This window comes from Streptomyces sp. NPDC093221 (assembly GCF_044753885.1).
In the GTDB taxonomy this organism is placed as follows: Bacteria; Actinomycetota; Actinomycetes; order Streptomycetales; family Streptomycetaceae; genus Actinacidiphila.
Genome location: NZ_JBIVOA010000010.1, coordinates 245,919 through 268,685, shown reverse-complemented (window position 1 = coordinate 268,685; position 22,767 = coordinate 245,919). Strand labels below are relative to the sequence as shown.

Here is a 22,767-nt window from a genome sequence, read left to right as displayed (position 1 = left end):
GGATACGGATACGGCTGCGCGTGCGGTGACGGCGCGCGCGGCGCGGGGGAGCGGGGTCAGTCGGACGCGATCGGGAACTCGTGGAACTGCACCCGGACCCGCTCACCCTCCGGCCCGTCCGTCTCCCGCTCGCGGAAGGACTCCACGAGCGCGTGCACCCGCTCGCTCAGCTCCACCGCGTCCTGCGGCGTGAGGCGCAGCGTGAAGCGGCTGGAGTCCCACGCCTCCTGCCAGACCTTCGGCCAGGTGTGCATCGTGCTCATCCAGGTCGCCACCTGCTCGGCGCTGCTGGTGGCGTGCTCGACCAGGAAGGTGCTCATCGCGGCGCGCACCTCGGGGTCGGGGTGCCGGACGAACTCCCCGATGCTGTCGAAGCGTTGGCCCCGGTGCACCGCCTTCCACCAGCGCTCGCGCGCGGTGCCGCGGCCGGGGTCGTCCTCGACCAGGCCGAACGAGGCGAGCTGGCGCAGGTGGTAGCTGGTCGCACCGCTGGACTCGCCGAGCCGGTCGGCCAGTTGGGAGGCCGTGGCGGGGCCGCGGTCGCGCAGCGCGGCCAGCAGCCGCATCCGCAGCGGGTGGGCGAGGCCGCGCAGCGACCTGGCGTCGAGGGTCAGCAGATCCTCGTCCGAGATCGGGCCGATCGGCACCGCGTCCTTCTTGTCCGTCATGGACACCACCTTAAGCGCGTGCAAAGCACCTTTGCAACGCTCTTTTGCAAAATAGCTTTGCATCCACGGAGCCGTACGCCCGAGCCGTACCCCCGGCCCGTACCCCGCGAGCCGTACCCCCCGAGCCCCGCAGGGCCCCCCTCACCCGTTCTTGATGAAGCCCTCCGCGATCAGCCACTTCTTCGCCACGTCGTGCGGGTCCTGCCCGTCCACGTCCACCTGGGCGTTCAGCTTCTGCGCGACCGCCGTGTCCAGCTTGGCGCTGATCGGGTCGAGGAGCTTGGCGATGGCCGGGTACTTCTTGAACGCCTTGCTGTAGATGACGGGCGCCGCGTTGTAGTTGGGGAAGAAGTGCTTGTCGTCCTCCATGACGGTCAGGTGCATCGACTGGATGCGGCCGTCGGTGGTGTACACTTCGCCCAGCAGGCAGGAACCGCTCTTGTTCACCTGGGTGTAGATGATCCCCGCGTCCATCTTCTGGATCCGCGAGCTGGGGATGTCCATGTCGTACGCCTTCATCATGCCGGGCAGGCCGTCCTGCCGGGAGGCGAACTCGTTCTCCACGCACAGCGTCACGGCCTTGGGGTCCTTCTTCGCCAGCGCGGCCACGTCGGAGAGCGTCTTGAGGTGGTACTTCGCGTTGTTGCGCTGGCTGACGGCGAGCGAGTACGTGTTGTTCAGCGTGGACGGCGGCAGCCAGGTCAGGCCGTTCTTCAGGTCCGCGTCGTGCACGGCCTGCCACTGCGCCTGGGGATTCTTGATGGGTTCCGTGTGCCCCAGATACGTGATCCAGGCGGTGCCGGTGTACTCGTACATCGCGTCCGCCTGACCGGACTTGACCGCCTCGCGGGCGCCGATCGAGCCGGTGATGTTCGTCCGGTCCAGCACGCTCGCGCCCGCCGCCTTGAAGGCGAGGCCGATCATCTCGCCCAGGATGATGTTCTCGCTGAAGTTCTTGGACGTGATCACCAGGTGGGCGCCCTTGAGGGGTTCGCCCTGCCCGATCGAGCCCGGTTTGACGTTGTCCACCAGCGGGCTGCCGCTGGTCAGCCCGCAGGACGCCAGCAGGGCGGCGCCGCAGAGCGCCACGAGCCCCGTACGCCGCCGCGTCACGCCGTCACCTCCAGGCCGCGGGGGCGCATCAACTGCTCGGCGACCGAGGCCAGCCAGTCCACGAACAGCGCGAGCACCACCGTCAGCACCGAGCCGAGGATCAGCACCGGCATCCGCTGGTTGACGATGCCGGAGGTGATCAGGTCGCCGAGGCCGCCGCCCCCGCCGAAGGTGGCCAGCGTGGCGGTGCCGACGTTGAGCACCAGCGCGGTCCGCACGCCCGCGAGGATCAGCGGTACGGCGAGCGGCAGTTCGACCTTGGCGAGCACGCCGGGCGCCGACATGCCGATGCCGCGCGCGGCCTCCACCAGCGTCGGGTCGATGGCCTTGAGCCCCGCGACGGTGTTGGAGAGCACCGGCAGCACCGCGTAGGCCACGATGCCGATGATCGCGGTGCGGGCGCCGATGCCCAGCCAGATCACCAGCAGCGCCAGCAGGCCGATCGCCGGGGTGGCCTGGCCGATGTTGGCGAGCGCGGTCACGAACGGCGCGACCCTGCGCAGCCGCCGCCGGGTCAGCGCGATGCCGACGGGGATGGCGATCACCAGCACCCAGAAGGTGGAGATCGCGGTCAGCTTCACGTGCTGCCAGAGCCGGAGCTGCACATTGCCGTCGTCGAGCGAATTCTTCTCGATCGCGTCCAGGTGGATGTTGGTGATCCACAGATACGTGGCGAGCAGCACGGCGGCCAGCACGACCGGGGTGAACACCAGCTTCCGCCACGTCAGTTTGGGCTTCGGCCTGGTCGCGGCGGGCGCGGGCCCGCCGTCGTGCTCCTCGTGCTCCGTACCGCCGTCGTCGTCGCGGAAGGCCAGGCCGCGCACGTCGTGCTCGCCGGGGGGACGGCGCTCCCCGGCGTCGCGGGTGTCCCGGCCCGACGGGTGGGACCGGCCGCCGTCGGCGCGGCTGGCCCCCGTCGCGCGGTCCGGGCCGTCCGGGCTCATGACGCCGGCTCCGCGCCCGCCGCGCCCTCCTGCTCGGCGCGTGCCCGCTCCTCCTCGTGCCCCTGCCCGGCCTGCGACTCGGCCAGTTCGTGCTGGTGCTCCATCGCGGTCAGCCGGTCGGCCTCCAGCATCTCCTGCACCGAGTTCATCAGCGTCTCCATGTCGACCACGCCCACGAATTCGCCGCGCCGCCCGGTCACCGCCACCCGCCCGCCGCTGTCGGTCAGCACCGCCTCCAGCGCGTCCCGCAGTGTCGCGTCCCGCGTCACCGTGTCGTGCACGATCGTGCCCGCCCGTGCCAACGACCCCTTGGCGCGCATCAGATCGCCGCGCCGCAGCCACTTGTACGGGCGGCGCCGCCGGTCGAGCAGCAGCAGTTCGTTGTGCTGGCTGGTGCGCAGCCGCTCGAAGATCGACTGCAACGGCTCGTCGACGCCCACCGCGGGGAATTCGGCGATGCCGACATCGCGCACGCGGGTGAGATTGAGCCGCTTGAGCGCCGCGCCGGCGCCGACGAAGCCGGACACGAAGTCGTCGGCCGGGTTGGTGAGAATGGCCTCCGGCGTGTCGAACTGGGCGATGTGCGAGTGCTCGCGGAGCACCGCGATCCGGTCACCGAGCTTGATGGCCTCGTCGAAGTCGTGCGTGACGAAGACGATCGTCTTGTGCAACTCGTGCTGGAGCCTGATCAGTTCGTCCTGGAGGTGGTCGCGGGTGATCGGGTCGACCGCGCCGAACGGCTCGTCCATCAGCAGCACCGGCGGGTCGGCCGCCAACGCCCGTGCCACGCCCACGCGTTGCTGCTGTCCGCCGGAGAGCTGGCGCGGGTAGCGGCCGTGGAACTCCCGCGGGTCCAGGCCCACCAGGTCGAGCATCTCCTCGACCCGGTCCTTGACCCGCGACTTGCTCCAGCCGACCATCTTCGGCACCAGCGCGATGTTCTCCGCGACCGTCATGTGCGGGAAGAGACCGGACGACTGGATGGCGTACCCGACCTTGCGGCGCAGCTTGACCGGGTCGATCGCGGTGACGTCCTCGTCGTTGATCCTGATCCGCCCGGACGACGGCTCGATCAGCCGGTTGATCATCTTCAGCGTGGTGGACTTGCCGCAGCCGGAAGGGCCCACGAAGATCACCGTCTCACCGGCCTTGATCTCCATGCTGACGCTGTCCACGGCCGGGTCCTGGCTGCCCGGGTAGCGCTTGGTCAGGTTCTCCAGCTCGATGGTGGCGCCCGCCACCCCGGCGGGCGCCGGCTGCTCCCGGTCCTGCGGTGACCACTGCTCAGACACGGATCCCCCTCGGAATGGTCAGACGGCCGATGCCCACGTACGCGGCGTCGAAGAGCAGCGCGAGGACGATGATGCCGAGCGTGCCGGACAGCACCTCGTTGAGCGCGTTGGCGCTGCCCAGCGACGCGATGCCGCGGAAGATCTCGTTGCCGAGGCCGGGGCCCGAGGCGTACGCGGCCACCGCCGCGATACCCATCAGCATCTGGGTGGCGACCCGGATACCGGTCAGGATCGGCGGCCAGGCCAGCGGCAGCTCCACCCGCAGCAGCCGGGCCACCCGCGACATGCCGATGCCCTTGGCCGCGTCCACCAGCGCGGGGTCCACACCGCGCAGCCCGACGATGGAGTTGCGGACGACCGGCAGCAGCCCGTACAGCGTCAGCGCGGTCACCGTCGGCGGCACGCCCAGGCCCAGGACCGGGATCAGCAGACCGATCAGGGCCAGCGACGGGATGGTGAGGATGGTCGCGGTCGAGGTGACCGCGAGATTGCCCGCCCAGTCGCTGCGGTAGGTCAGGACACCGATCAGGACGCCGATCACGGTCGCGAGCACCATGCACTGGAACACCGCGCTGGCGTGCTGGAAGGCGTCGGTGAGCAGTTGCTGGTGCCGGTTGGAGAGGTACTGCCAGAAGCTCACCGCGCCGCCACCTCCCCGTCTCCTTCGACCGCGTGGCGCGTCTAGGTGTCGCGCGCCGCCTGCTCCACCAGCGGGATGATCCGCAGCGGGACCGGGTTCTCCATGACGATGGCCGTGGCGGCCCGGACAATCCCATCAAAGCCGACAACGCGGTCGATCACCCGCTGGAGATCGGCGTTGGAACGGGCCACCAGACGGCAGAGCATGTCGCCCTGACCGGTCGTGGTGTGCAGCTCCAGCACCTCCGGCACGGTGGTCAAGTGCGCCCGTACGTCGGCCCCTTGGCCCTGCTTGATCTCCAGCGTGGCGAACGCCGTCACCGGATAGCCGAGCGCCGCCGGGTCCACCTGCGGGCCGAAGCCGCGGATCACCCCATTGGCCCTCAGCCGGTCGAGCCGCGCCTGCACCGTGCCGCGCGCCACCCCCAGCCGCCGGGACGCCTCCAGCACGCCGATCCGCGGCTCCCGGTCCAGCAGCGTGATCAGCCGCCCGTCCAGCGCGTCGATCCCCATACCCCGCCGCCTTCCGTGGTCATGCTGCACAGATTGACCCGTCGATCCTCGCTTCCGCTGTGCAGACTGTCCACTGAAATCCGGAACTATTGCGCACCCTGACAAGCGGCGGGACGCTTTTGTCATGACTGAGACCCAGGATGCTTTCCCGGTAAAGGGCATGGACGCCGTCGTCTTCGCCGTGGGCAACGCCAAACAGGCCGCGCACTACTACTCCACCGCTTTCGGCATGCGCCGCGTCGCCTACTCGGGACCCGAGAACGGCAGCCGCGAGACCGCCTCCTACGTCCTGGAGTCGGGCGGCGCGCGCTTCGTGTTCACCTCCGTCATCAAGCCCGCCACCGACCACGGCCGCTTCCTGGCCGACCACGTCGCCGCCCACGGCGACGGCGTCGTCGACCTCGCCCTGGAGGTCCCCGACGCGCGCGCCGCGTACGCGTACGCCGTCGAGCACGGCGCCACCGGCCTCACCGAGCCGTACGAGCTGAAGGACGACCACGGCACCGTCGTGCTCGCCGCCATCGCCACGTACGGCCAGACCCGGCACACCCTGGTCGACCGCACCGGCTACGACGGCCCCTACATGCCGGGCTTCGTCGCCGCCGAGCCGGTGGTCGAGCCCCCGGCGCGGCGCTTCTTCCAGGCCATCGACCACTGCGTCGGCAATGTCGAACTCGGCCGGATGAACGAGTGGGTGGCCTTCTACAACCGGGTCATGGGCTTCACCAACATGAAGGAATTCGTCGGCGACGACATCGCCACCGAGTACTCGGCGCTGATGTCCAAGGTCGTGGCCGACGGCACGCTCAAGGTGAAGTTCCCGCTCAACGAGCCGGCCGTCGCCAAGAAGAAGTCCCAGATCGACGAGTACCTGGAGTTCTACGGCGGCCCCGGCGTCCAGCACATCGCGCTGGCCACCAACGACATCGTCGCCTCCGTACGCGCCATGCGCGCCGCCGGTGTCGAATTCCTCGACACCCCCGACTCCTACTACGACACCCTCGGCGAATGGGCGGGCGAGACCCGCGTCCCCGTCGAGACACTGCGCGAACTCAAGCTCCTCGTGGACCGCGACGAGGACGGCTACCTGCTCCAGATCTTCACCAAGCCGGTCCAGGACCGCCCGACCGTCTTCTTCGAGATGATCGAGCGCCACGGCTCCATGGGCTTCGGCAAGGGCAACTTCAAGGCCCTGTTCGAGGCGATCGAGCGGGAGCAGGAGCTGCGCGGCAACCTCTGATCTCACCCTGTGGTCTCGCGGGGGTCCCGCCCTTGAGGGCGGGGCCCCGGCCTGTCAGGGTGAACACATGCACGATGAACTGATCACCGCACTGCGCGGCGGCCTGCCGCCGGAGGCGGTACTGACCGACCCCGACGTCGTCGCGGCGTACTCCCAGGACATGGCGAGCTTCTCCGCCGTCGGCACCCCGGCGGCGGTCGTGCTGCCCCGCAGCACCGAGGACGTGCAGCACGTCATGCGGACCGCGACCGCGCACCGGGCGCCGGTCGTACCGCAGGGGGCGCGGACCGGGCTGTCCGGCGGCGCCAACGCCATGGACGGCTGCATCGTGCTCTCGCTGGTGAAGATGGACCGCATCCTGGAGATCGACACGGTCGACCGGATCGCCGTGGTCGAACCGGGCGTCGTCAACGCCGTGCTGTCCAGGGCGGTCGGCGAGCACGGCCTGTCCTACCCGCCGGACCCGTCGAGCTGGGAACAGTGCACGATCGGCGGCAACATCGGCACCGGCGCGGGCGGCCTGTGCTGCGTGAAGTACGGGGTGACGGCCGAGTACGTCCTCGGCCTCGAGGTGGTGCTGGCCGACGGGCGGCTGCTGACCACCGGGCGGCGCACCGCCAAGGGCGTGGCGGGATACGACCTCACGCGGCTCTTCGTCGGCTCCGAGGGCACCCTCGGCATCGTCGTGAAGGCGGTCCTCGCGCTGCGGCCCGCGCCGCCGCGCCAGCTCGCCATGGTCGCCGAATTCCCGTCGGCCGCCGCGGCCTGCGCCGCCGTCTGCTCGATCATGGAGAGCGGCCATGTGCCGTCGCTGCTGGAGCTGATGGACGGCACGACCATCCGCGCGGTCAACGCGATGGCGAACATGGGCCTGCCCGAGACCACCGAGGCCATGCTGCTCGCCGCCTTCGACACCGCCGACCCGGCCGCCGACCTCGCCGCGGTCGGCGAGCTGTGCACGGCGGCGGGCGCCACCGACGTGGTGCCCGCGGAGGACAGCGCCGAGTCCGAGATGCTGCTCCAGGCGCGCCGCCTGTCGCTGACGGCGCTGGAGACGATCTCGACGGCCATGATGATCGACGACGTGTGCGTACCGCGCGCGAAGCTCGGCGAGATGCTGGACGGCGTCGCGGACATCTCGGCCAAGTTCGGCCTGACGATCGGGGTGTGCGCGCACGCGGGCGACGGCAACACCCACCCCGTGGTCTGCTTCGACGCGCACGACCCCGACGAGGCCCTGCGGGCCCGCGAGTCCTTCGACGAGATCATGGCGCTCGGTCTCGCGCTCGGCGGCACCATCACCGGCGAGCACGGCGTCGGCCTGCTCAAGAAGGACTGGCTGGCCCGCGAACTCGGCCCCACCGGCGTCGAGTTGCAGCGCGGCGTGAAGGCCGTCTTCGACCCGCTCGGGCTGCTGAATCCGGGCAAGCTGTTCTGAGGGCCGCGCCGGGCGTGCCCGGCCCTCACGCCCCCGCGTCCGGCGTCTCGTCCTTCCCCGACCACGGATCGCTCAGCCACAGCTCGTCCCGCGTGGTCGGGGCGAGCAACCGGCTGAGACCGTCGTCCATGCCGAGCTGCTCGTGCTCGGTGCCCGGCGGCACCACCCGCAGCGTCCGCTCCAGCCAGGCCGCGACCGGCGACGAGGGCGCCTCCAGCAGCGCGTTGCCGTCGGGGGAGCTGAGGGCCAGACAGATCACGCTGCGGCCGTTGACCTTCGTCGGCCAGATCCGCACGTCACCGTGACCGCACGGCCTGAACACCCCCTCCACGATCAGCTCGCGGGCGAAGGTCCAGTTCACGGGGGCGTCGGAGCCCACGTGGAAAGTGATGTGCACGGCAAAGGGATCATCCGTGCGATAGGCCAGCCTGGCGGGTACGGGGATGCTCCGCTCCGGCGACAGCACTAGCTGCATTTCCAGTTCGCGTTCCACCACGGTGTGCATCGACTCGACATCCTTTCCTCGGCGCGGCAGCCCCATTTCGCGTTCCGCGTGTTCCGCGGTGTCTTCGGTGACGCGCAGCGGGTGCTGCGCCGGGGCCTGCACCAGGAGAGAGCGCGTACCACTCCAACCATTACGCGGGTTCGCGGGATTCGGTTCAAATTTCCTGAAGCACGGGCACGAGGGGGCGCGTACGGGTAAAGACAAGTACGCCCTCCGAAGCCGGGCGGTGCGGGGAACGGCGGTCACGCCGGGCCCGCGCGTCTGGTAGATGTGGACGTCACAAACCCCCCAGACCGAGCAGATACGGATTCCGTGAACCATGAGCGCACCCACTTCTGGCTCCTCCGGTTCCTCCTCCGCGTCCCCGGCCCCGGGCTACTACCCTGACCCCTCGGTCCCGAACTACATCCGCTACTGGAACGGCTCCACCTGGGTGCCGGGTACGAGCCGGCCCGCGCCCGCCGCGGGTGAGGCGCCGGTTCCGTCCCCGTCCCCTTCTTCTTCCCCTCCGCCCGCCCCGGCGATGGACGAGTCCGGGCCAATGTTCCTCGACGAGGACCCGGGGGCGCCGCACTCCGACTTCGGTACGCCGGCGCCCGCTGCGGCCCCGGCGTCCGCCCCGGAGCCCGCTCCTTCCTGGCCCCGGCCCGCCGGGCAGGAGCCCGGCGCCGAGCCGCCGCGGATCTCCTGGGGCGCCGCGGGCACGGCCGCCGCGCCGGGCGTGCCCGCGCAGCAGCCTCCGCCCGCCGCCGAGCGGCCCCAGCCGCGGACACCGCCCCACCAGCCGCAGGCCCAGGCCCAGCCGCAGCCGCACGCCCAGCCGCAGCCGCAGGCCGCCCCCCAGTCTCAACCGCAGCCGCAGGCCCAGCCGCAGCCTCAACCGCAGGCCGCGCCCTGGGCGCAGCAGGTGCACCATCTGGCCCGGCAGTCGGCGGGGGAGCAGGAGCGGCCCGCGGGCGAGGAGCGCCCGGCGCCGTGGCGGCCCCCGGCCGGTGACCCGTTCCTGAGCATGATCTCGGCGCAGGGGCGGCCGGGCGCGCTGGTGCGGCGGTTCGCGGCGCGCGTGCTCGACACGGTGCTGTTCTGCGCGGTGACCGCCGCCGCGGCCGTACCGCTGGGCACGGCCGCGTACCACCACATCCACACGAAGGTGGACGACGCGAAGCAGAGCGGCGAGACCGTGAAGGTGTGGCTGATCGACGGCACGACGGGCCTGGAGCTGGCCGTGGTGCTGCTGGTGGCGGTCCTGGCGGGCCTGCTGCTCGAAGTGCTGCCGACCGTCAAGTGGGGGCGCACGCTGGGCAAGAAGCTGGTGGGCCTGCGGGTGCTGGACGTCGAGGCGCAGATCCCGCCGGCCTTCGGCCCGAGCCTTCGCCGCTGGCTGACCCACACCGTGCTGGACGTCCTGGTCGTCGGCGTCGTCGGCCTCGCCTGGTGCCTCTTCGACCGCCCGTGGCGCCAGTGCTGGCACGACAAGGCCGCGCGGACGTTCGTGGCGGCCGACTGAGGTCACGTCCGGGGGGGGCGTACGTCCGCGCCGATGCCGTACGTCCGGGGCGGCGCCGTACTCCGAACGGAGTCCGCAGCGGGCGGGCGGCCGGTGTCCGGGTTTGACTCGGGACATGAGTACCGATCAGCCAGCGCCCGGTTCCCCCCAGGACCCCTTCGCCAAGCCGCCAGGCGACCAGGCCGGCGGCCCGTACAACGGCGCCCAGGGCACCCCGCCGCCGGGCAATCCGTACGGCGGCGACCCGTACGGCGGCGGTCCCGCCACTCCGGGCGGCCCCGGCGGCTCCGACAACCCCTACGGCGGCGGTCCCGGCGGCCCGGCGAATCCGTACGGCGGCGGCGGTCCCGGCGGTCCGGGAAACCCGTACGGCGGCGGTCCCGGCGGTCCCGGCGGGCCCGGTGACCCCAACAACCCCTACGGCGGCGCCCCGCAGGACCCGCTGGCCGGGATGCCGCCGCTGGCGGACGGCGGCAAGCGCGTGCTGGCCCGCGTGATCGACGTGATCATCGTGCTGATCCCGGCCGGTCTGCTGGACTGGGCGGCGGGCGGCACCGACAACTTCAGCAGCGGCAAGTCGGCGGTCGGCGGCGCCTTCTTCGCGGTGCTCGGCTTCCTCTACGAGTGGTTCATGACCCGGTCCACCGGCCAGACGGTGGGCAAGAAGCTGATGAAGCTGCGCGTGGCGATGCTGGAGAACGGCAGCGTGCCCACCTCCGCGGCGGCGGGGCTGCGCGCGCTCGTGCTGTGGCTGCCCGCCTTCTGCTGCAGCTGCGTCTGGTTCGTGATCCTCGGCATCACGGTGCTGTTCGACAAGCCGTACAAGCAGGGGCTCCATGACAAGGCCGCCAAGACGGTGGTCGTCCAGACCGCCTGACGGACCGGCGGCCGGGCGGAAGGGCGCCGCACACGCCCTGTACCGCCACCCGGATGGCTGATTGACTGAGCGTCATGAGTGCAGACCAGCCGTCCGGGATGGCCCCGCTCGCCTCCCTCGGCCAGCGGTTCCTGGCCCGGGTCGTCGACACCGCGATCCTGATCGTCCTCGACGTGCTGCTCAGCGCGGCGGTGTTCGGCGGTGATCTGTCCAATCCAGGTGACGCGGGCCGCGGCAAGGAGATCCTCGCGGGGGCGGCGACCTTCATCGCGTACTTCCTCTACGAGGGAGCCATGACGGCCGCCCGCGGGCAGACCCTCGGCAAGATGCTGCTGCGGATACGCGCGGCGCGCCTGGAGGACGGCGCGGTCCCCGGCGGCGTCGGCTGGACGCGGGCCGCGGTCTACGCGCTGCCCGGCGTGCTCGTCACGATCCTGATCGGCCCGCTCTTCTGGCTGCTCAACTCCCTGTGGTGCACCTGGGACAAGCCGTTCCGGCAGTGCCTGCACGACAAGGCGGCCAGGACCGTGGTCGTGGCCGCCGTCTGACGCGGTGAAGCGGTGACGCGGTGAAGCGGTGCAGCGGACGAGCGCTGGAGCGATGAAGCGGTGGCGCCGTGAAGCGCCGAAGTGCCGAAGTGCCTTCAGTGGTGACATGCGGTGCGGGTCTTCCGCGCGGGTCCGCGCCGGGCCTCAGCGTCGTAGTGACGCCTCGCTGACCCGCGACGACTCGCGTACGCCGCGACCGCCGGCAGCCCGTGGGAGCGGGCGCTGTGCGGGGGACGGTTGGGCGCCGGACTCGGCGGCGGGAACGGTGGAACCGGTGGAGGCGCTGGGCCGGGCCTGGGCGGACCGCACCCGGGCGACGAAGGGCAGGGTGACGGTCACCGCGACGAGCAGGCCCAGGATCAGTCCCGCCGCGCAAATGACGGCGACTCCCACGCCGGACCGTGCGTCCGACAGCAGGAGCATCGCGAAGGTGGACAGGACAACGGTCAGGGAACCGTAGGCGAGTTGCGCGGTCGTAGGACGTGGCATTGGGGGAATCCGTCCTCGGTAGCGGGCTGGCTCTACGCTTCGGCATGCCCGGCCCGAACATGGGGTAAGCGTGACCTAACCCACGGTGCGGAGCACGAGGGGGCGCACGGGGTCGCAAGCGTGTCAGGCGTCTCATCCTGCGGACGCCAGTGTCCGTCAACGCCCGGACGGCGGCGGCCGGTTGGTGTGACCTGTGGGTCCGCTGAGCGGTGCCGGGAAACCGGTAAACGTACTGGCCTGCCATGCTCAAGTCAAGATCTGTTTTTTCTCCCGTCACTCCGATGCAATGGCCTTTCTCAAGGGGAGGTCAAAAATCTTGAAAACGCAGCGGAGGATCACCACACCCGCCGCCCTGGCCCTCGCGATAGCCGTGTTGGGCGTCACCGCGGTCACCACCGCGGGGGCGTACGCGGCTCCCGCCGAGAAGGGGCAGCCCGCACCCGTGGCCAGCCACGATCCGGCGGAGAACCAGGCCCACGATCTGCCGGGCCCGTTCAGCGAGAAGCAGTCGGCCGAGCGTACGGCCGCGCTTCAGCAGGTCGTGAACGGCGACGCGACCGTGCAGCAGCGCGGCGGCTCGAAGGTCGTCCAACTCGGCTCCGGCAAGGGCAAGAAGAGCAAGTACGTCGAGCTGGGCCGCGAGCAGACCGACAAGATCTTCACGATTCTTGTCGAGTTCGGCGACCAGGTCGACAACACCACGACGTACGACCCGGACGGCCCCGACGGCCCGCAGCCGCCGGTCGTGAAGTACGGCGGCGACCCGGGCCCCGCGCACAACACCATCGCCAAGCCGGACCCGAAGAACGACAACAGCACGGCCTGGCAGGCGGATTACAACCAGCAGCACTTCAACGACCTCTACTTCTCGCACGACGCGAAGAAGGAGTCGCTGGCGAAGTACTACGAGAAGCAGTCCTCGGGCCGCTACTCGGTGGAGGGCGAGGTCTCCTCCTGGGTCAAGGTGCCCTGGAACGAGGCCCGTTACGGCTCCAACTACTGCGGCGCCAGCACCTGCTCCAGCGCCTGGGACCTGATCCGCGACGCCACCACCGCGTACGTCGCCGACCAGAAGGCCCAGGGCCGCACCGACGCGCAGATCAAGGCGGACCTGGCCCAGTACGACCAGTGGGACCGCTACGACTACGACGGCGACGGCAACTTCAACGAGCCCGACGGCTACATCGACCACTTCCAGATCGTGCACGCGGGCGAGGACGAGTCCGCGGGCGGCGGCGCCCAGGGCACGGACGCGCTGTGGGCGCACCGCTGGTACGCCTACGGCACCGACGCGGGCCGCACGGGCCCGGCCGACAACAAGTCCGGCGGCACGCAGATCGGCAACACCGGCGTCTGGATCGGTGACTACACCCTCCAGCCGGAGAACGGCGGACTCGGCGTCTTCGCGCACGAGTACGGCCACGACCTCGGCCTGCCCGACGAGTACGACACCACGTACGTCGGCGAGTCCAGCGTCGGCTTCTGGTCGCTGATGTCCTCCGGCTCCTGGATGGGCACCGGCAAGGACTCGATCGGCGACCTCCCGGACGACATGAGCGCCTGGGACAAGCTCCAGCTCGGCTGGCTCAACTACGGTACGGCCAAGGCCGCTTCGCGCTCGACGACCAAGCTGGGCGTCGCCGAGTACAACACCAAGGACAAGCAGGCGCTGATCGTCTCGCTGCCCGACAAGGCGGTCACCACCGCCATCACCGCGCCCGCCGAGGGCAGCAAGCAGTGGTGGAGCGGCAGCGGCGACAACCTGTCCAACACCCTGACCCGCTCGGTCGACCTGACCGGCAAGTCCTCGGCGTCGCTGGCCCTCAAGGGCTGGTGGGACATCGAGGAGGGGTACGACTACCTCTACACCGAGGCGTCCGCCGACGGCGGGGCCACCTGGACCGCGCTCGACGGCACCGCCAACGGCAAGTCCATCCCGCGCGACGGCGGCGGCACCCCGGCGCTGACCGGCACCAACGGCGCGTACCAGGACCTGTCCTTCCCGCTGAACGCCTACGCGGGCAAGCAGATCCAGCTCCGCTTCCGCTACCTGACCGACGGTGGCGTGGCCCAGCAGGGCTTCGCGGCCGACGCGATCTCGGTCACCGCGGACGGCGCGACCGTCTTCACCGACGGCGCCGAGACGGACGACAACGGCTGGACCGCCAAGGGCTTCTCCCGGATCGGGGCGTCGTTCACCAACGACTACCCGCAGTACTACATCGCGGAGAACCGGCAGTACGTCTCGTACGACAAGACGCTGAAGACCGGCCCGTACAACTTCGGCTGGACGAGCACCCGGCCGGACTGGGTCGAGCACTACCCGTACCAGAACGGTCTGCTGGTCTGGCTGTGGGACACCTCGCAGTCCGACAACAACGTCGGCATCCACCCCGGCACGGGCCAGATCCTGCCGATCGACGCCCACGCCAAGGCGGAGAAGTGGTCGGACGGCAGCGTGATGCGCAACCGCATCCAGGCGTACGACTCGCCGTTCAGTTGGTTCCCGACCGACGGCTTCACCGTGCACACCAACGGTGTCGCCACCAAGGTCAAGGCGAAGCTCGGCAACCCGGTCTTCGACGACCACTACGGCTCCTACTGGGACGCCGCGAACCCGACCGGCGGGGTGAAGGTGCAGGACACCAACACCCGGATCACCATCGTCGGTGAGGCGCTCGACGGGAGCACGATGACCCTCCAGGTCGGGCCGGCGCACCGCTGATCACCGCGCCGATCGCCGGGCTAATCACCGGGACGGTCACCGCACGAAGATCGTCCTGATCGGGTCGCACCCGCTGTGACCTGCTGTTTCATCCGGGTTCATCCCGCGTTCGGCCGTCGTCCTCTGGTGGGCGGCGGCCGAACGGCTGATGATGTGACCATGGCGGTCGGTGGATTCACCAAGCTCCCGGGCGGCACGGTCGTCGTCGCACTCGGCCTGCCGCATCCGGCGTGCCCCGAACGCACGGTACGGGTCGTGGTGCACGCCCAGAACCGGCAGCGCGCCCTCACCCGGCTCAGCAACCTCGGCTTCCGCGGCGCCCGGCTCACCGGCAACGCCGAGCCGCCCACGCCCGACGAGGTCACCGCGGTCCTGCACCACCCGGACGGCCTGGTCTGGCGCGAATACCGCGGCAAGGGGGACGTCGGCGCCAGCACCGAGCTGTGGCACCCGATCTCGGCGCTGAACCGTACTCCGCGCTAGCTGAACCGTACTCCGCGCTAGCCGGCGACCACCGGGGCGCCGGTCAGCTCCACGCCCGCCTCGCGCAGCTCCACCAGCGCCCGGTCGGTCGTCGTGGGCGCCACGCCCGCGGTCAGCGAGAGCAGCACACGGGTCGTGAAGCCGTCGCGTACGGAGTCCAGCGCGGTCGCCCGCACGCAGTGGTCGGTGGCGATGCCCACCACATCCACCTCCGTGACGCCGCGCTCGCGCAGCCAGCCGGTCAGCGCCGCGCCGTTCTCGTCCAGGCCCTCGAAGCCGCTGTACGCCGCCGCGTACGCCCCCTTGTCGAAGACCGCGTCCACCGCGCCGGAAGCGACCGCGGGCGCGAAGTTCGGGTGGAACCCCGCGCCCTCCGTGCCCGCGACGCAGTGCACCGGCCACGACGTCACGAAGTCCGGCCGGTCCGAGAAGTGCGAGCCCGGGTCGATGTGGTGGTCCCTGGTGGCGACGACGTGCCGGTAGCTGCCCGCCGACTCCCCGATCAGGTCCGTGATCGCCGCGGCCACGTCGGCCCCGCCGGTCACCGCGAGGCTGCCGCCCTCGCAGAAGTCGTTCTGCACGTCGACGACGATCAATGCGCGGTGCATTTTGCCCTTCCGGCGGAAAGTGTGGAAACGGTCCCGAGCCTAGGGGTGCGCTCCCCCCAACGTAAGACGTTGCCCTCCCCGCTGCGCGGGGAACCGCGCGCTCAGCCGTCGACGGGCCGCTCGCGCGGTTCCTCGCGCCCCTGAGGGGGCGCCCCCGCGGGGGTCACATCAGTTCGGTGGGGAGGACGGGCTCGCCGCGGGAGAGCTGGGTCGCGGAGAGGGGAAGGCCCGCGCGAGCGGTGATGTGGCGGGCGCGGGCGGAGTCGAGGGGCTCGCGGCCGATGACCTCGCCGTGGCGGACGAGGGGGACGAGGAGCTGGCGGTCGGCGAGCTCGGGCGGCACGGCCCCGGTGCCGACCACCTCGGCGGCGGCGACGCCGTCCTCGTCGAGCCGCCGGGCGGCCCACTTGCGGCCGCCGACGCTCGTCTTGCCGCCGAGGGACTTCTTGGCGACGGAGACCAGCGGCTCGTCGGGGTCGTCGGAGGTGGCGCGGGCCACGAGCTTGTAGACCATCGAGCAGGTGGGGTGCCCGCTGCCGGTGACCAGGGAGGTGCCGACCCCGTAGGCGTCCACGGGCGCGGCGGCCATCGAGGCGATGGCGTACTCGTCCAGATCGGAGGTCACGATGATCTTCGTGTCCTTGGCGCCGAGGTCGTCGAGCTGCTGGCGCACCCGGTAGGCGAGCAGCAGCAGGTCGCCGGAGTCGATCCGGACCGCTCCCAGCTCGGGCCCGGCGATCTCCACGGCGGTGCGCACGGCGCTGGTGAGGTCGTACGTGTCCACCAGCAGCGTCGTGCCGCGGCCGAGCGCGTCCACCTGGGCGGTGAACGCGTCGCGCTCGGTGTCGTGCAGCAGCGTGAAGGCGTGCGCGCTGGTGCCGATGGTCGGGATGCCGTACCGGAAACCGGCGGCGAGGTTGGAGGAGGAGCCGAAGCCGCCGATGTACGCGGCCCGCGAGGCGGCCACCGCGGCCAGCTCGTGGGCGCGCCTGGCGCCCATCTCCATCAGCGGACGGCCGCCCGCGGCCACCGCCATCCGGGAGGCCGCCGCGGCGATCGCCGAGTCGTGGTTGAGGATCGACAGGATGACCGTCTCCAGCAGCACGGCCTCGGCGAAGGTGCCCTCGACGCGCAGGATCGGCGAGCCGGGGAAGTACACCTCGCCCTCCGGGTATCCCCAGATGTCGCCGGTGAAGCGGTAGCCCGCCAACCAGTCGAGGGTCGCGGAGTCCACCACGCCCTCGCGCTCGAGGAATTCCAGCACGGGTTCGTCGAAGCGGAAGTTCTCCACCGCGTCGAGGACCCGGCCGGTGCCGGCGACCACTCCGTAGCGGCGCCCCTCGGGCAGCCTGCGGGTGAACGCCTCGAAGACCGAGCGGCGCTGCGCGGCGCCGCTGCGCAGGGCGGCCCGCAGCATCGTCAGCTCGTACCGGTCGGTGAACAGGGCGGTGGACGGCACGTCCACCGGCAGTCCCAGGTCTGCTGTGCTCATGGCGAGGATGCTACCCCCAATACTCGTCAGAGTGACGATTTCTCGGGGCAAGTGTGCGGCGCCGCACACCGGCGGATTCCGCGCGGGCGCAAAACCCCCCATTCGGCGGTGCCGCGCACGCCCATTTGTGCGAGGCACCACAGGAGCGGCAGCATGGAACCTGTGAGTGTCGCGCCAGTAGAAGTCGAGCGTCCCGAAGCGAGCGAAGCGCCTTTCGAGGTTCCCGCGCCGGACGTGCCGTGGGTGACCCTCGTCCACAACGACCCCGTCAACCTCATGAGCTACGTGACGTATGTCTTCCAGACCTACTTCGGGTACTCGAAGGGCAAGGCCAAGAAGCTGATGGAAGACGTCCATTACAAGGGCCGCGCCGTGGTGTCGAGCGGCACCCGCGAGGAGATGGAACGCGACGTGCAGGCGATGCACGGATACGGCCTGTGGGCCACCTTGACGCAGGACCGCTGATGGGCCGCCGCGCCCGTGCGGGCTACTTCGAGCGGGTCCGCGGCGGCGGCGCCGCGATCGAGCTGGACACGGTGGAGATCTCCATCCTCCGCAGCCTCACGGCGCAGTTGCTCGAACTCGTGGGTCCGGGCAACCAGCCCGCGGAGGCCGACGACGACCCGCTGGCCGCGCTCTTCGCCGACGGCCCCACCAAGCCCCCGGAGAACCCGGCGCTGGCCCGGCTCTTCCCGAGCGCGTACGAGGAGACCGCCGACGCCGCCGAATTCCGCCGCTTCACCGAGAACGACCTGCGCGCCCGCAAGCGCGAGGACGCCCTCGCCGTGCTGCGCGCGCTGGACGCGGGCGGCCCGCTGATCCGGCTCAGCGCCGACGAGGCCCGCCAGTGGCTCGGCACGCTCAACGACCTGCGGCTGTCCATCGGCGCCCGGCTGGAGGTCAGCGAGGACGAGCGCAGCGAGCTGTACCATCTGCCGGACGAGGACCCGCGCAAGCCGCTGATGCTCGCCTTCCAGTGGTTCGGCCTGCTCCAGGAGACCCTGCTCGAAGCCCTCACCTGAGCCCCGCGCGGCCCTCGCCTGAGCCCCATGCGGCCCTCACCTGAGCGGCGCCCGAGCCGCGCCCACCCGCCCCCGGCCCGTATCCGCCCCTCTTCCGGCCCGCACCCGACCTGACGGACCGTCGGCCGCCGACGGGCGGCGCCGTACCGCACGTGGTACGAATCCGGCATGACGGACGTGTCGGACGTGACGGGTGGAACGGACGGGCGGGACGGGGCGGGCGAGGCCCCGGCGGGGGACGAGGGGTACGCGCGCGGCCTCGGCAGCCGCCAGATCCAGATGATCGCCATCGGCGGCGCGATCGGCACCGGCCTGTTCCTCGGCGCGGGCCGCGCCATCCACCAGGCGGGCCCCGGCCTGGTCCTGATGTACGCCGTCGCGGGCGTCGCCATCTTCGTCATCATGCGCGCGCTCGGCGAACTCCTCACCTACCGCCCGGTGTCCGGCTCCTTCGCCGACTACGCCCGCGAATTCCTCGGCCCCTTCGCGGGCTTCGTCACCGGCTGGACGTACTGGCTGATGTGGGTGGTCACCGGCATGGCCGAGGTCACCGCCGCCGCCACCTACCTCGCGTACTGGTGGCCCTGGATTCCGCAGTGGACCGCCGCCCTCGGCTTCCTCGTCCTGCTCTTCGCGGCCAACCTGATCTCCGTGCGGCTCTTCGGCGAGGTCGAGTTCTGGCTGTCGATGGTGAAGGTCACCGCCATCGCGGGCATGATCCTCATCGGCGTCGGCGTCCTTACCCTCGGGGTGTCCGCGGCCGGTGACACCGCCTCGGTCGGCCACCTGTGGCGCGACGGCGGCGTCTTCCCCAACGGCGTCGGCTCCTCGCTGCTCACCCTCCAGATCGTCATGTTCGCCTATCTGGCCGTCGAACTCGTCGGCGTCACCGCGGGCGAGGCCGAGAACCCCCGCGAGACGCTGCCCAAGGCCATCAACACCCTTCCCTGGCGCATCGGCCTGTTCTACGTCGGCGCGCTCGCCGTCATCCTCTGCGTCGTCCCCTGGACCGAATTCCGGCCCGGCGTCAGCCCGTTCGTGGCCGCCTTCGCCCGGATCGGCATCCCCTTCGGCGCGGGCATCGTCAACTTCGTGGTGCTCACCGCCGCCCTGTCGTCCTGCAACTCCGGGATGTACTCCACCGGGCGCATGCTCCGCGACCTCGCCGTCAACGGCCAGGGCCCGCGGGTCTTCACCCGCCTCACCGCCCGCCGCACCCCGGCCACCGGCACCCTGGTCTCCGTCGCCCTGATGGGCACCGGCGTGTGGCTCAACTACGTCGACCCCGCAGGCGCGTTCACGTACATCACCGCCTTCGCGACCGTCGCCGCCGTCTGGACCTGGGGGGTGATCCTCGCCTCGCACATCCGCTACCGCGCCGCGGTCAAGGACGGGCGCGCGGCGGCGGCCTGGTTCACCGCGCCCGGCGGCGCCGTCGCCAGCTGGCTCGCGCTCGCCTTCCTCGTCCTGGTGCTGGTGCTGATCGGCGCCGACGCCGACGCCCGGATCTCGCTGTACGGCGTCCCGCTGTGGCTCGCGCTCCTGGCCGGCGGCTACGCGCTGCTCAAGCGCCGCAATCCGGCCGCCTTCGCCCGCAGGGCCCACCTGGCGCCCGCCCCCACCCCCGCCGCCGCGACCGCGACCCCCGGGCCGTGAGCGCCGGGCCCCGGCCACCGGCCCGTGAGCGCCGGGCCCCGACCACCGGCCCGTGACCGCGCGGCCCCTGTTATTTTTCCCGCATGCTCACCATCACCCAGGACCTGTACGACCGGATCGTCGCGCACGCCGAGGCCGACGCCCCCGACGAGGCGTGCGGGGTCGTCGCGGGCCCCGAGGACAGCGACCGCCCCGAGCGGTTCGTGCCCATGCTGAACGCGGCCCGCTCACCCACCTTCTACGAGTTCGACTCGATGGAGCAGCTCCGGCTCGACAAGGAGATGCGGCAGCGCGGCGAGGAGCAGGTGGTGATCTACCACTCGCACACCGCGACGGAGGCGTACCCCTCCCGTACCGACATCTCGCTCGCCCAGGAACCCGGCGCGCACTACGTGCTGGTCTCGCTCGCGGAGGAGTTCCAGTTCCGCTCGTTCCGCATCGTGGACGGTGTCGTCACCGAAGAACCCGTACAGGTCGTGGACTCCTACGTCTGACGGTCCGGATCGTGGGACGGCCGTCTCGGCCCGCCAGGGGGAATCGATACGATGACCCCATGGTTCTCTTCGACGTGAGTGACAAGGCGCCGGGCACGCTGCTCGTGGCGCGGCTGCACGTCGACCTGTGCCGCCGCACCAGCGCGGCGTGTCAGGGCGCCTGACCACCCGCGCCCGCTTCCGCACGCACCCCGCACGACCGCTGAAGCACCGCAGCCCCGCCCCGCCCCTGTCGTCGTACGCACGCACTCACTGGAGCGCAGTCATGGCCATCGAGGTCCGCATCCCGACCATCCTCCGCACCTACACCGACGGCCAGAAGGCCGTCGAAGGCGCCGGGACCACCCTGGACGAGCTGTTCGCGGACCTCGACACCCGGCACGCGGGCCTGCGCGACCGCGTCGTGGACGGCGGCGAGCTGCGCCGCTTCGTGAACGTCTACCTCAACGACGAGGACGTCCGCTTCCTCGACGGCATCTCCACCAAGGTCGCCGACGGCGACAGCGTGACGATCCTCCCGGCAGTGGCCGGCGGCGCGCGCTGATGCGTTACGACAGTTCGCTGGCGGCGGTCGGCAACACCCCGCTGGTCCGCCTGCCGCGCCTGTCGCCGTCCGACGAGGTGAGCGTCTGGGCGAAGCTGGAGGACCGCAATCCGACCGGCTCGGTCAAGGACCGCCCGGCCCTGCACATGATCGAGCAGGCCGAGGCGGACGGCCGCCTCACGCCCGGCTGCACCATCCTGGAGCCCACCTCAGGCAACACCGGCATCTCGCTGGCCATGGCCGCCCGCCTCAAGGGCTACCGGATCGTCTGCGTCATGCCGGAGAACACCTCCTCCGAGCGGCGCGAGCTGCTGGCCATGTGGGGCGCGGAGATCATCTCCTCACCGGCCGCGGGCGGCTCCAACACCGCGGTCCGGGTCGCCAAGGAACTGGCCGCCGAGCACCCCGACTGGGTGATGCTCTACCAGTACGGCAACCCCGCCAACCCGGCCGCGCACTACGCCACCACCGGCCCGGAGATCCTCGCCGACCTCCCCACCATCACCCACTTCGTCGCCGGTCTCGGCACCACCGGCACCCTCATGGGCGTCGGCCGCTTCCTGCGCGAGAAGGTGCCGGGAGTCTCCGTCGTCGCCGCCGAGCCGCGCTACGACGACGTCGTCTACGGTCTGCGCAACCTCGACGAGGGCTTCGTGCCCGAGCTGTACGACGAGTCCGTGCTCACCACCCGCTTCTCCGTCGGCTCCGAGGACGCGGTCCGCCGCACCCGCGAACTCCTGTCGCAGGAAGGCATCTTCGCCGGGGTCTCCACCGGCGCGGCGCTGCACGCCGCCCTCGGCGTGGCCGCCAAGGCGCACCGCGCCGCCCAGCGCGCCGACATCGTCTTCATCGTCGCCGACGGCGGCTGGAAGTACCTCTCGACCGGCATCTACACCGCCGAGTCCACCGAGGCCGCCGTCGCGGCCCTGCACGGCCAACTCTGGGCCTGACCGCTCGTCGGCCGGCCCGTCCGGCGTTCCAGGACACCCCCCGGTGCGCGGGGGCCCGCGTTGGTGTTCGGCAACCGGCCCCGCGGCCCCCCGTACTGGTGATTCCGCCCACAACGAGGTGCGGGAGAGGCGCGTGAGGACCCCCCGCGCCTTACCCTCTCAAGACATGGCGGACCGTCCCGCCAATCCCCCCACTCCAGCCGGAATGGGGTGATCTGTGGCGCGCCCACGGAGGTGTTTCCAGGAATGAAGCTCACCGTCGTCGGCTGCTCGGGGTCGTTCCCGTCCGCGGAATCGGCTTGTTCGAGCTACCTCGTCGAGGCCGACGGCTTCCGGCTGCTGATCGACATGGGCAACGGCGCCCTCGGCGAACTGCAGCGTCACTGCGGCCTGTACGACCTGGACGCCGTACTGCTCAGCCATCTGCACGCCGACCACTGCATCGACATGTGCGGCTACTTCGTGGCCCGCTACTACCGGCACGACGGCGGCCCCGCCGCCCCGATCCCGGTCTACGGCCCCGAGGGCACCGAGCGCCGTCTGAGCATCGCCTACGGCGACGTGCCGGACGAGAAGTGCATGAGCGAGGTCTTCGACTTCCGCACCCTGGAGCCCGGCGCCTTCCGCCTGGGCCCGTTCGGCATCACCACGGACCTGGTCAGCCACCCGGTCGAGGCGTACGGGTTCCGTATCGAGTACGAGGGCAGCACGCTGGCGTACTCCGGCGACACCGGCCCCTGCGCCGCCCTGGACGGGCTCGCGGACGGCGCCGACCTCTTCTTGTGCGAGGCGTCCTTCACGCACGGCAAGGAGGACATCCCCGAGCTGCACCTCAACGGCCGCGAGGCCGGGGAGGCCGCCGCCCGCGCCCGCGCCGGACGCCTGGTCCTCACCCACATCCCGCCGTGGACCAACCCCTCGGTCAACCTGCGTGACGCCAAGTCCGCCTTCGAAGGTCCGGTCGAACTCGCCGTCTCCGGCGCGGTCTACGAACTCTGACCGGAACGCGGACGGCGGGCC

Annotated in this window: 25 protein-coding genes; 15 read left to right on the top strand and 10 right to left on the bottom strand. The window is 71.1% G+C overall.

The genetic code is table 11. The annotated features are described in order from the left end of the window. Window positions 1–56 precede the first annotated feature (56 nt). The 6 genes from ACIQCJ_RS31055 to ACIQCJ_RS31030 all read right to left on the bottom strand — a co-directional run bounded on the left by ACIQCJ_RS31055 (window position 57) and on the right by ACIQCJ_RS31030 (window position 5,169). On the bottom strand, window positions 57–668 hold the full coding sequence (locus tag ACIQCJ_RS31055) for a helix-turn-helix domain-containing protein (protein ID WP_188284047.1): 612 nt from the start codon (window positions 666–668) through the stop codon (window positions 57–59). A 141-nt stretch (window positions 669–809) separates the two neighbouring features. Next, a complete protein-coding gene (locus ACIQCJ_RS31050) occupies window positions 810–1,781 on the bottom strand; it encodes a glycine betaine ABC transporter substrate-binding protein (RefSeq protein ID WP_391163964.1) in 972 nt (323 codons plus the stop codon). After that, entirely contained in the window at window positions 1,778–2,725 is a 948-nt protein-coding gene (locus ACIQCJ_RS31045; protein ID WP_402713179.1) for an ABC transporter permease, read from the bottom strand. Before ACIQCJ_RS31045 ends, ACIQCJ_RS31050 begins: the two co-directional genes overlap by 4 nt. Beyond that, entirely contained in the window at window positions 2,722–4,017 is a 1,296-nt protein-coding gene (locus tag ACIQCJ_RS31040) for a betaine/proline/choline family ABC transporter ATP-binding protein (protein ID WP_402713178.1), read from the bottom strand. Before ACIQCJ_RS31040 ends, ACIQCJ_RS31045 begins: the two co-directional genes overlap by 4 nt. Then, complete coding sequence (locus tag ACIQCJ_RS31035; protein ID WP_355343051.1) at window positions 4,010–4,657, bottom strand: ABC transporter permease; 648 nt, start codon at window positions 4,655–4,657, stop codon at window positions 4,010–4,012. Before ACIQCJ_RS31035 ends, ACIQCJ_RS31040 begins: the two co-directional genes overlap by 8 nt. 41 nt (window positions 4,658–4,698) lie before the next feature. Then, window positions 4,699–5,169 (bottom strand): Lrp/AsnC family transcriptional regulator, encoded by a 471-nt coding sequence (locus ACIQCJ_RS31030; protein WP_093716663.1) that lies wholly within the window; start codon window positions 5,167–5,169, stop codon window positions 4,699–4,701. A 124-nt stretch (window positions 5,170–5,293) separates the two neighbouring features. On the opposite strand from ACIQCJ_RS31030, the gene hppD reads away from it, so the two are divergent. Both hppD and ACIQCJ_RS31020 read left to right on the top strand, forming a co-directional pair. After that, window positions 5,294–6,409, top strand: a complete 1,116-nt coding sequence (hppD, locus tag ACIQCJ_RS31025) for a 4-hydroxyphenylpyruvate dioxygenase (protein WP_355343054.1) — start codon at window positions 5,294–5,296, stop codon at window positions 6,407–6,409. Between the two features lie 67 nt (window positions 6,410–6,476). After that, window positions 6,477–7,847, top strand: coding sequence for an FAD-linked oxidase C-terminal domain-containing protein (locus ACIQCJ_RS31020; RefSeq protein WP_355343057.1), 1,371 nt, complete (start codon window positions 6,477–6,479; stop codon window positions 7,845–7,847). A 25-nt stretch (window positions 7,848–7,872) separates the two neighbouring features. On the opposite strand, the gene ACIQCJ_RS31015 is transcribed toward ACIQCJ_RS31020, so the two are convergent. Beyond that, a complete protein-coding gene (locus ACIQCJ_RS31015) occupies window positions 7,873–8,352 on the bottom strand; it encodes an SsgA family sporulation/cell division regulator (RefSeq protein WP_355343286.1) in 480 nt (159 codons plus the stop codon). Window positions 8,353–8,671: 319 nt separating this feature from the next. Between ACIQCJ_RS31015 and ACIQCJ_RS31010 the strand changes: the two genes are divergently transcribed. The 3 genes from ACIQCJ_RS31010 (at window position 8,672) to ACIQCJ_RS31000 (ending at window position 11,284) form a co-directional block, all read left to right on the top strand. Next, a complete protein-coding gene (locus ACIQCJ_RS31010; RefSeq protein WP_402713177.1) occupies window positions 8,672–9,859 on the top strand; it encodes an RDD family protein in 1,188 nt (395 codons plus the stop codon). A 115-nt stretch (window positions 9,860–9,974) separates the two neighbouring features. Further along, window positions 9,975–10,736, top strand: coding sequence for an RDD family protein (locus tag ACIQCJ_RS31005; RefSeq protein ID WP_391047128.1), 762 nt, complete (start codon window positions 9,975–9,977; stop codon window positions 10,734–10,736). Between the two features lie 74 nt (window positions 10,737–10,810). After that, complete coding sequence (locus ACIQCJ_RS31000) at window positions 10,811–11,284, top strand: RDD family protein (protein WP_355343066.1); 474 nt, start codon at window positions 10,811–10,813, stop codon at window positions 11,282–11,284. A gap of 144 nt (window positions 11,285–11,428) precedes the next feature. On the opposite strand, the gene ACIQCJ_RS30995 is transcribed toward ACIQCJ_RS31000, so the two are convergent. Then, window positions 11,429–11,773: a hypothetical protein gene (locus tag ACIQCJ_RS30995; protein ID WP_355343069.1), complete on the bottom strand. Its 345-nt coding sequence runs from the start codon at window positions 11,771–11,773 to the stop codon at window positions 11,429–11,431. A gap of 316 nt (window positions 11,774–12,089) precedes the next feature. Here ACIQCJ_RS30995 and ACIQCJ_RS30990 point away from each other — a divergent pair, with 316 nt between their 5' ends. Together ACIQCJ_RS30990 and ACIQCJ_RS30985 are read left to right on the top strand one after the other, a co-directional pair. Further along, window positions 12,090–14,498 carry an immune inhibitor A domain-containing protein gene (locus tag ACIQCJ_RS30990; RefSeq protein ID WP_355343072.1) on the top strand — a complete coding sequence of 803 codons (2,409 nt, stop codon included), beginning with the start codon at window positions 12,090–12,092 and terminating at the stop codon, window positions 14,496–14,498. Window positions 14,499–14,657: 159 nt separating this feature from the next. Further along, entirely contained in the window at window positions 14,658–14,981 is a 324-nt protein-coding gene (locus tag ACIQCJ_RS30985) for a hypothetical protein (RefSeq protein ID WP_355343075.1), read from the top strand. A 17-nt stretch (window positions 14,982–14,998) separates the two neighbouring features. On the opposite strand, the gene ACIQCJ_RS30980 is transcribed toward ACIQCJ_RS30985, so the two are convergent. Then, window positions 14,999–15,589 (bottom strand): isochorismatase family protein, encoded by a 591-nt coding sequence (locus tag ACIQCJ_RS30980; RefSeq protein WP_355343078.1) that lies wholly within the window; start codon window positions 15,587–15,589, stop codon window positions 14,999–15,001. A 163-nt stretch (window positions 15,590–15,752) separates the two neighbouring features. Continuing rightward, window positions 15,753–17,081 carry a nicotinate phosphoribosyltransferase gene (locus ACIQCJ_RS30975; protein WP_391047120.1) on the bottom strand — a complete coding sequence of 443 codons (1,329 nt, stop codon included), beginning with the start codon at window positions 17,079–17,081 and terminating at the stop codon, window positions 15,753–15,755. 153 nt (window positions 17,082–17,234) lie between these two features. Between ACIQCJ_RS30975 and clpS the strand changes: the two genes are divergently transcribed. The 8 genes from clpS to ACIQCJ_RS30935 all read left to right on the top strand — a co-directional run bounded on the left by clpS (window position 17,235) and on the right by ACIQCJ_RS30935 (window position 22,746). Then, window positions 17,235–17,546, top strand: coding sequence for an ATP-dependent Clp protease adapter ClpS (gene clpS / locus ACIQCJ_RS30970; RefSeq protein ID WP_188282151.1), 312 nt, complete (start codon window positions 17,235–17,237; stop codon window positions 17,544–17,546). Beyond that, window positions 17,546–18,103 (top strand): DUF2017 domain-containing protein, encoded by a 558-nt coding sequence (locus tag ACIQCJ_RS30965; RefSeq protein ID WP_402713199.1) that lies wholly within the window; start codon window positions 17,546–17,548, stop codon window positions 18,101–18,103. The genes clpS and ACIQCJ_RS30965 overlap by 1 nt, the downstream gene beginning before the upstream one ends. Before the next feature lie 168 nt (window positions 18,104–18,271). Continuing rightward, window positions 18,272–19,759 (top strand): amino acid permease, encoded by a 1,488-nt coding sequence (locus tag ACIQCJ_RS30960; RefSeq protein ID WP_402713176.1) that lies wholly within the window; start codon window positions 18,272–18,274, stop codon window positions 19,757–19,759. Between the two features lie 83 nt (window positions 19,760–19,842). Further along, window positions 19,843–20,253 (top strand): M67 family metallopeptidase, encoded by a 411-nt coding sequence (locus ACIQCJ_RS30955; protein ID WP_355343087.1) that lies wholly within the window; start codon window positions 19,843–19,845, stop codon window positions 20,251–20,253. Window positions 20,254–20,312: 59 nt separating this feature from the next. Then, a complete protein-coding gene (locus tag ACIQCJ_RS30950) occupies window positions 20,313–20,417 on the top strand; it encodes a putative leader peptide (RefSeq protein ID WP_317452711.1) in 105 nt (34 codons plus the stop codon). Window positions 20,418–20,518: 101 nt separating this feature from the next. Then, on the top strand, window positions 20,519–20,797 hold the full coding sequence (locus ACIQCJ_RS30945; RefSeq protein WP_188282154.1) for a MoaD/ThiS family protein: 279 nt from the start codon (window positions 20,519–20,521) through the stop codon (window positions 20,795–20,797). Then, entirely contained in the window at window positions 20,797–21,747 is a 951-nt protein-coding gene (locus tag ACIQCJ_RS30940; RefSeq protein ID WP_355343092.1) for a cysteine synthase, read from the top strand. The genes ACIQCJ_RS30945 and ACIQCJ_RS30940 overlap by 1 nt, the downstream gene beginning before the upstream one ends. A gap of 246 nt (window positions 21,748–21,993) precedes the next feature. After that, window positions 21,994–22,746 (top strand): MBL fold metallo-hydrolase, encoded by a 753-nt coding sequence (locus ACIQCJ_RS30935; RefSeq protein WP_355343095.1) that lies wholly within the window; start codon window positions 21,994–21,996, stop codon window positions 22,744–22,746. The last annotated feature ends 21 nt before the right edge of the window (window positions 22,747–22,767 follow it).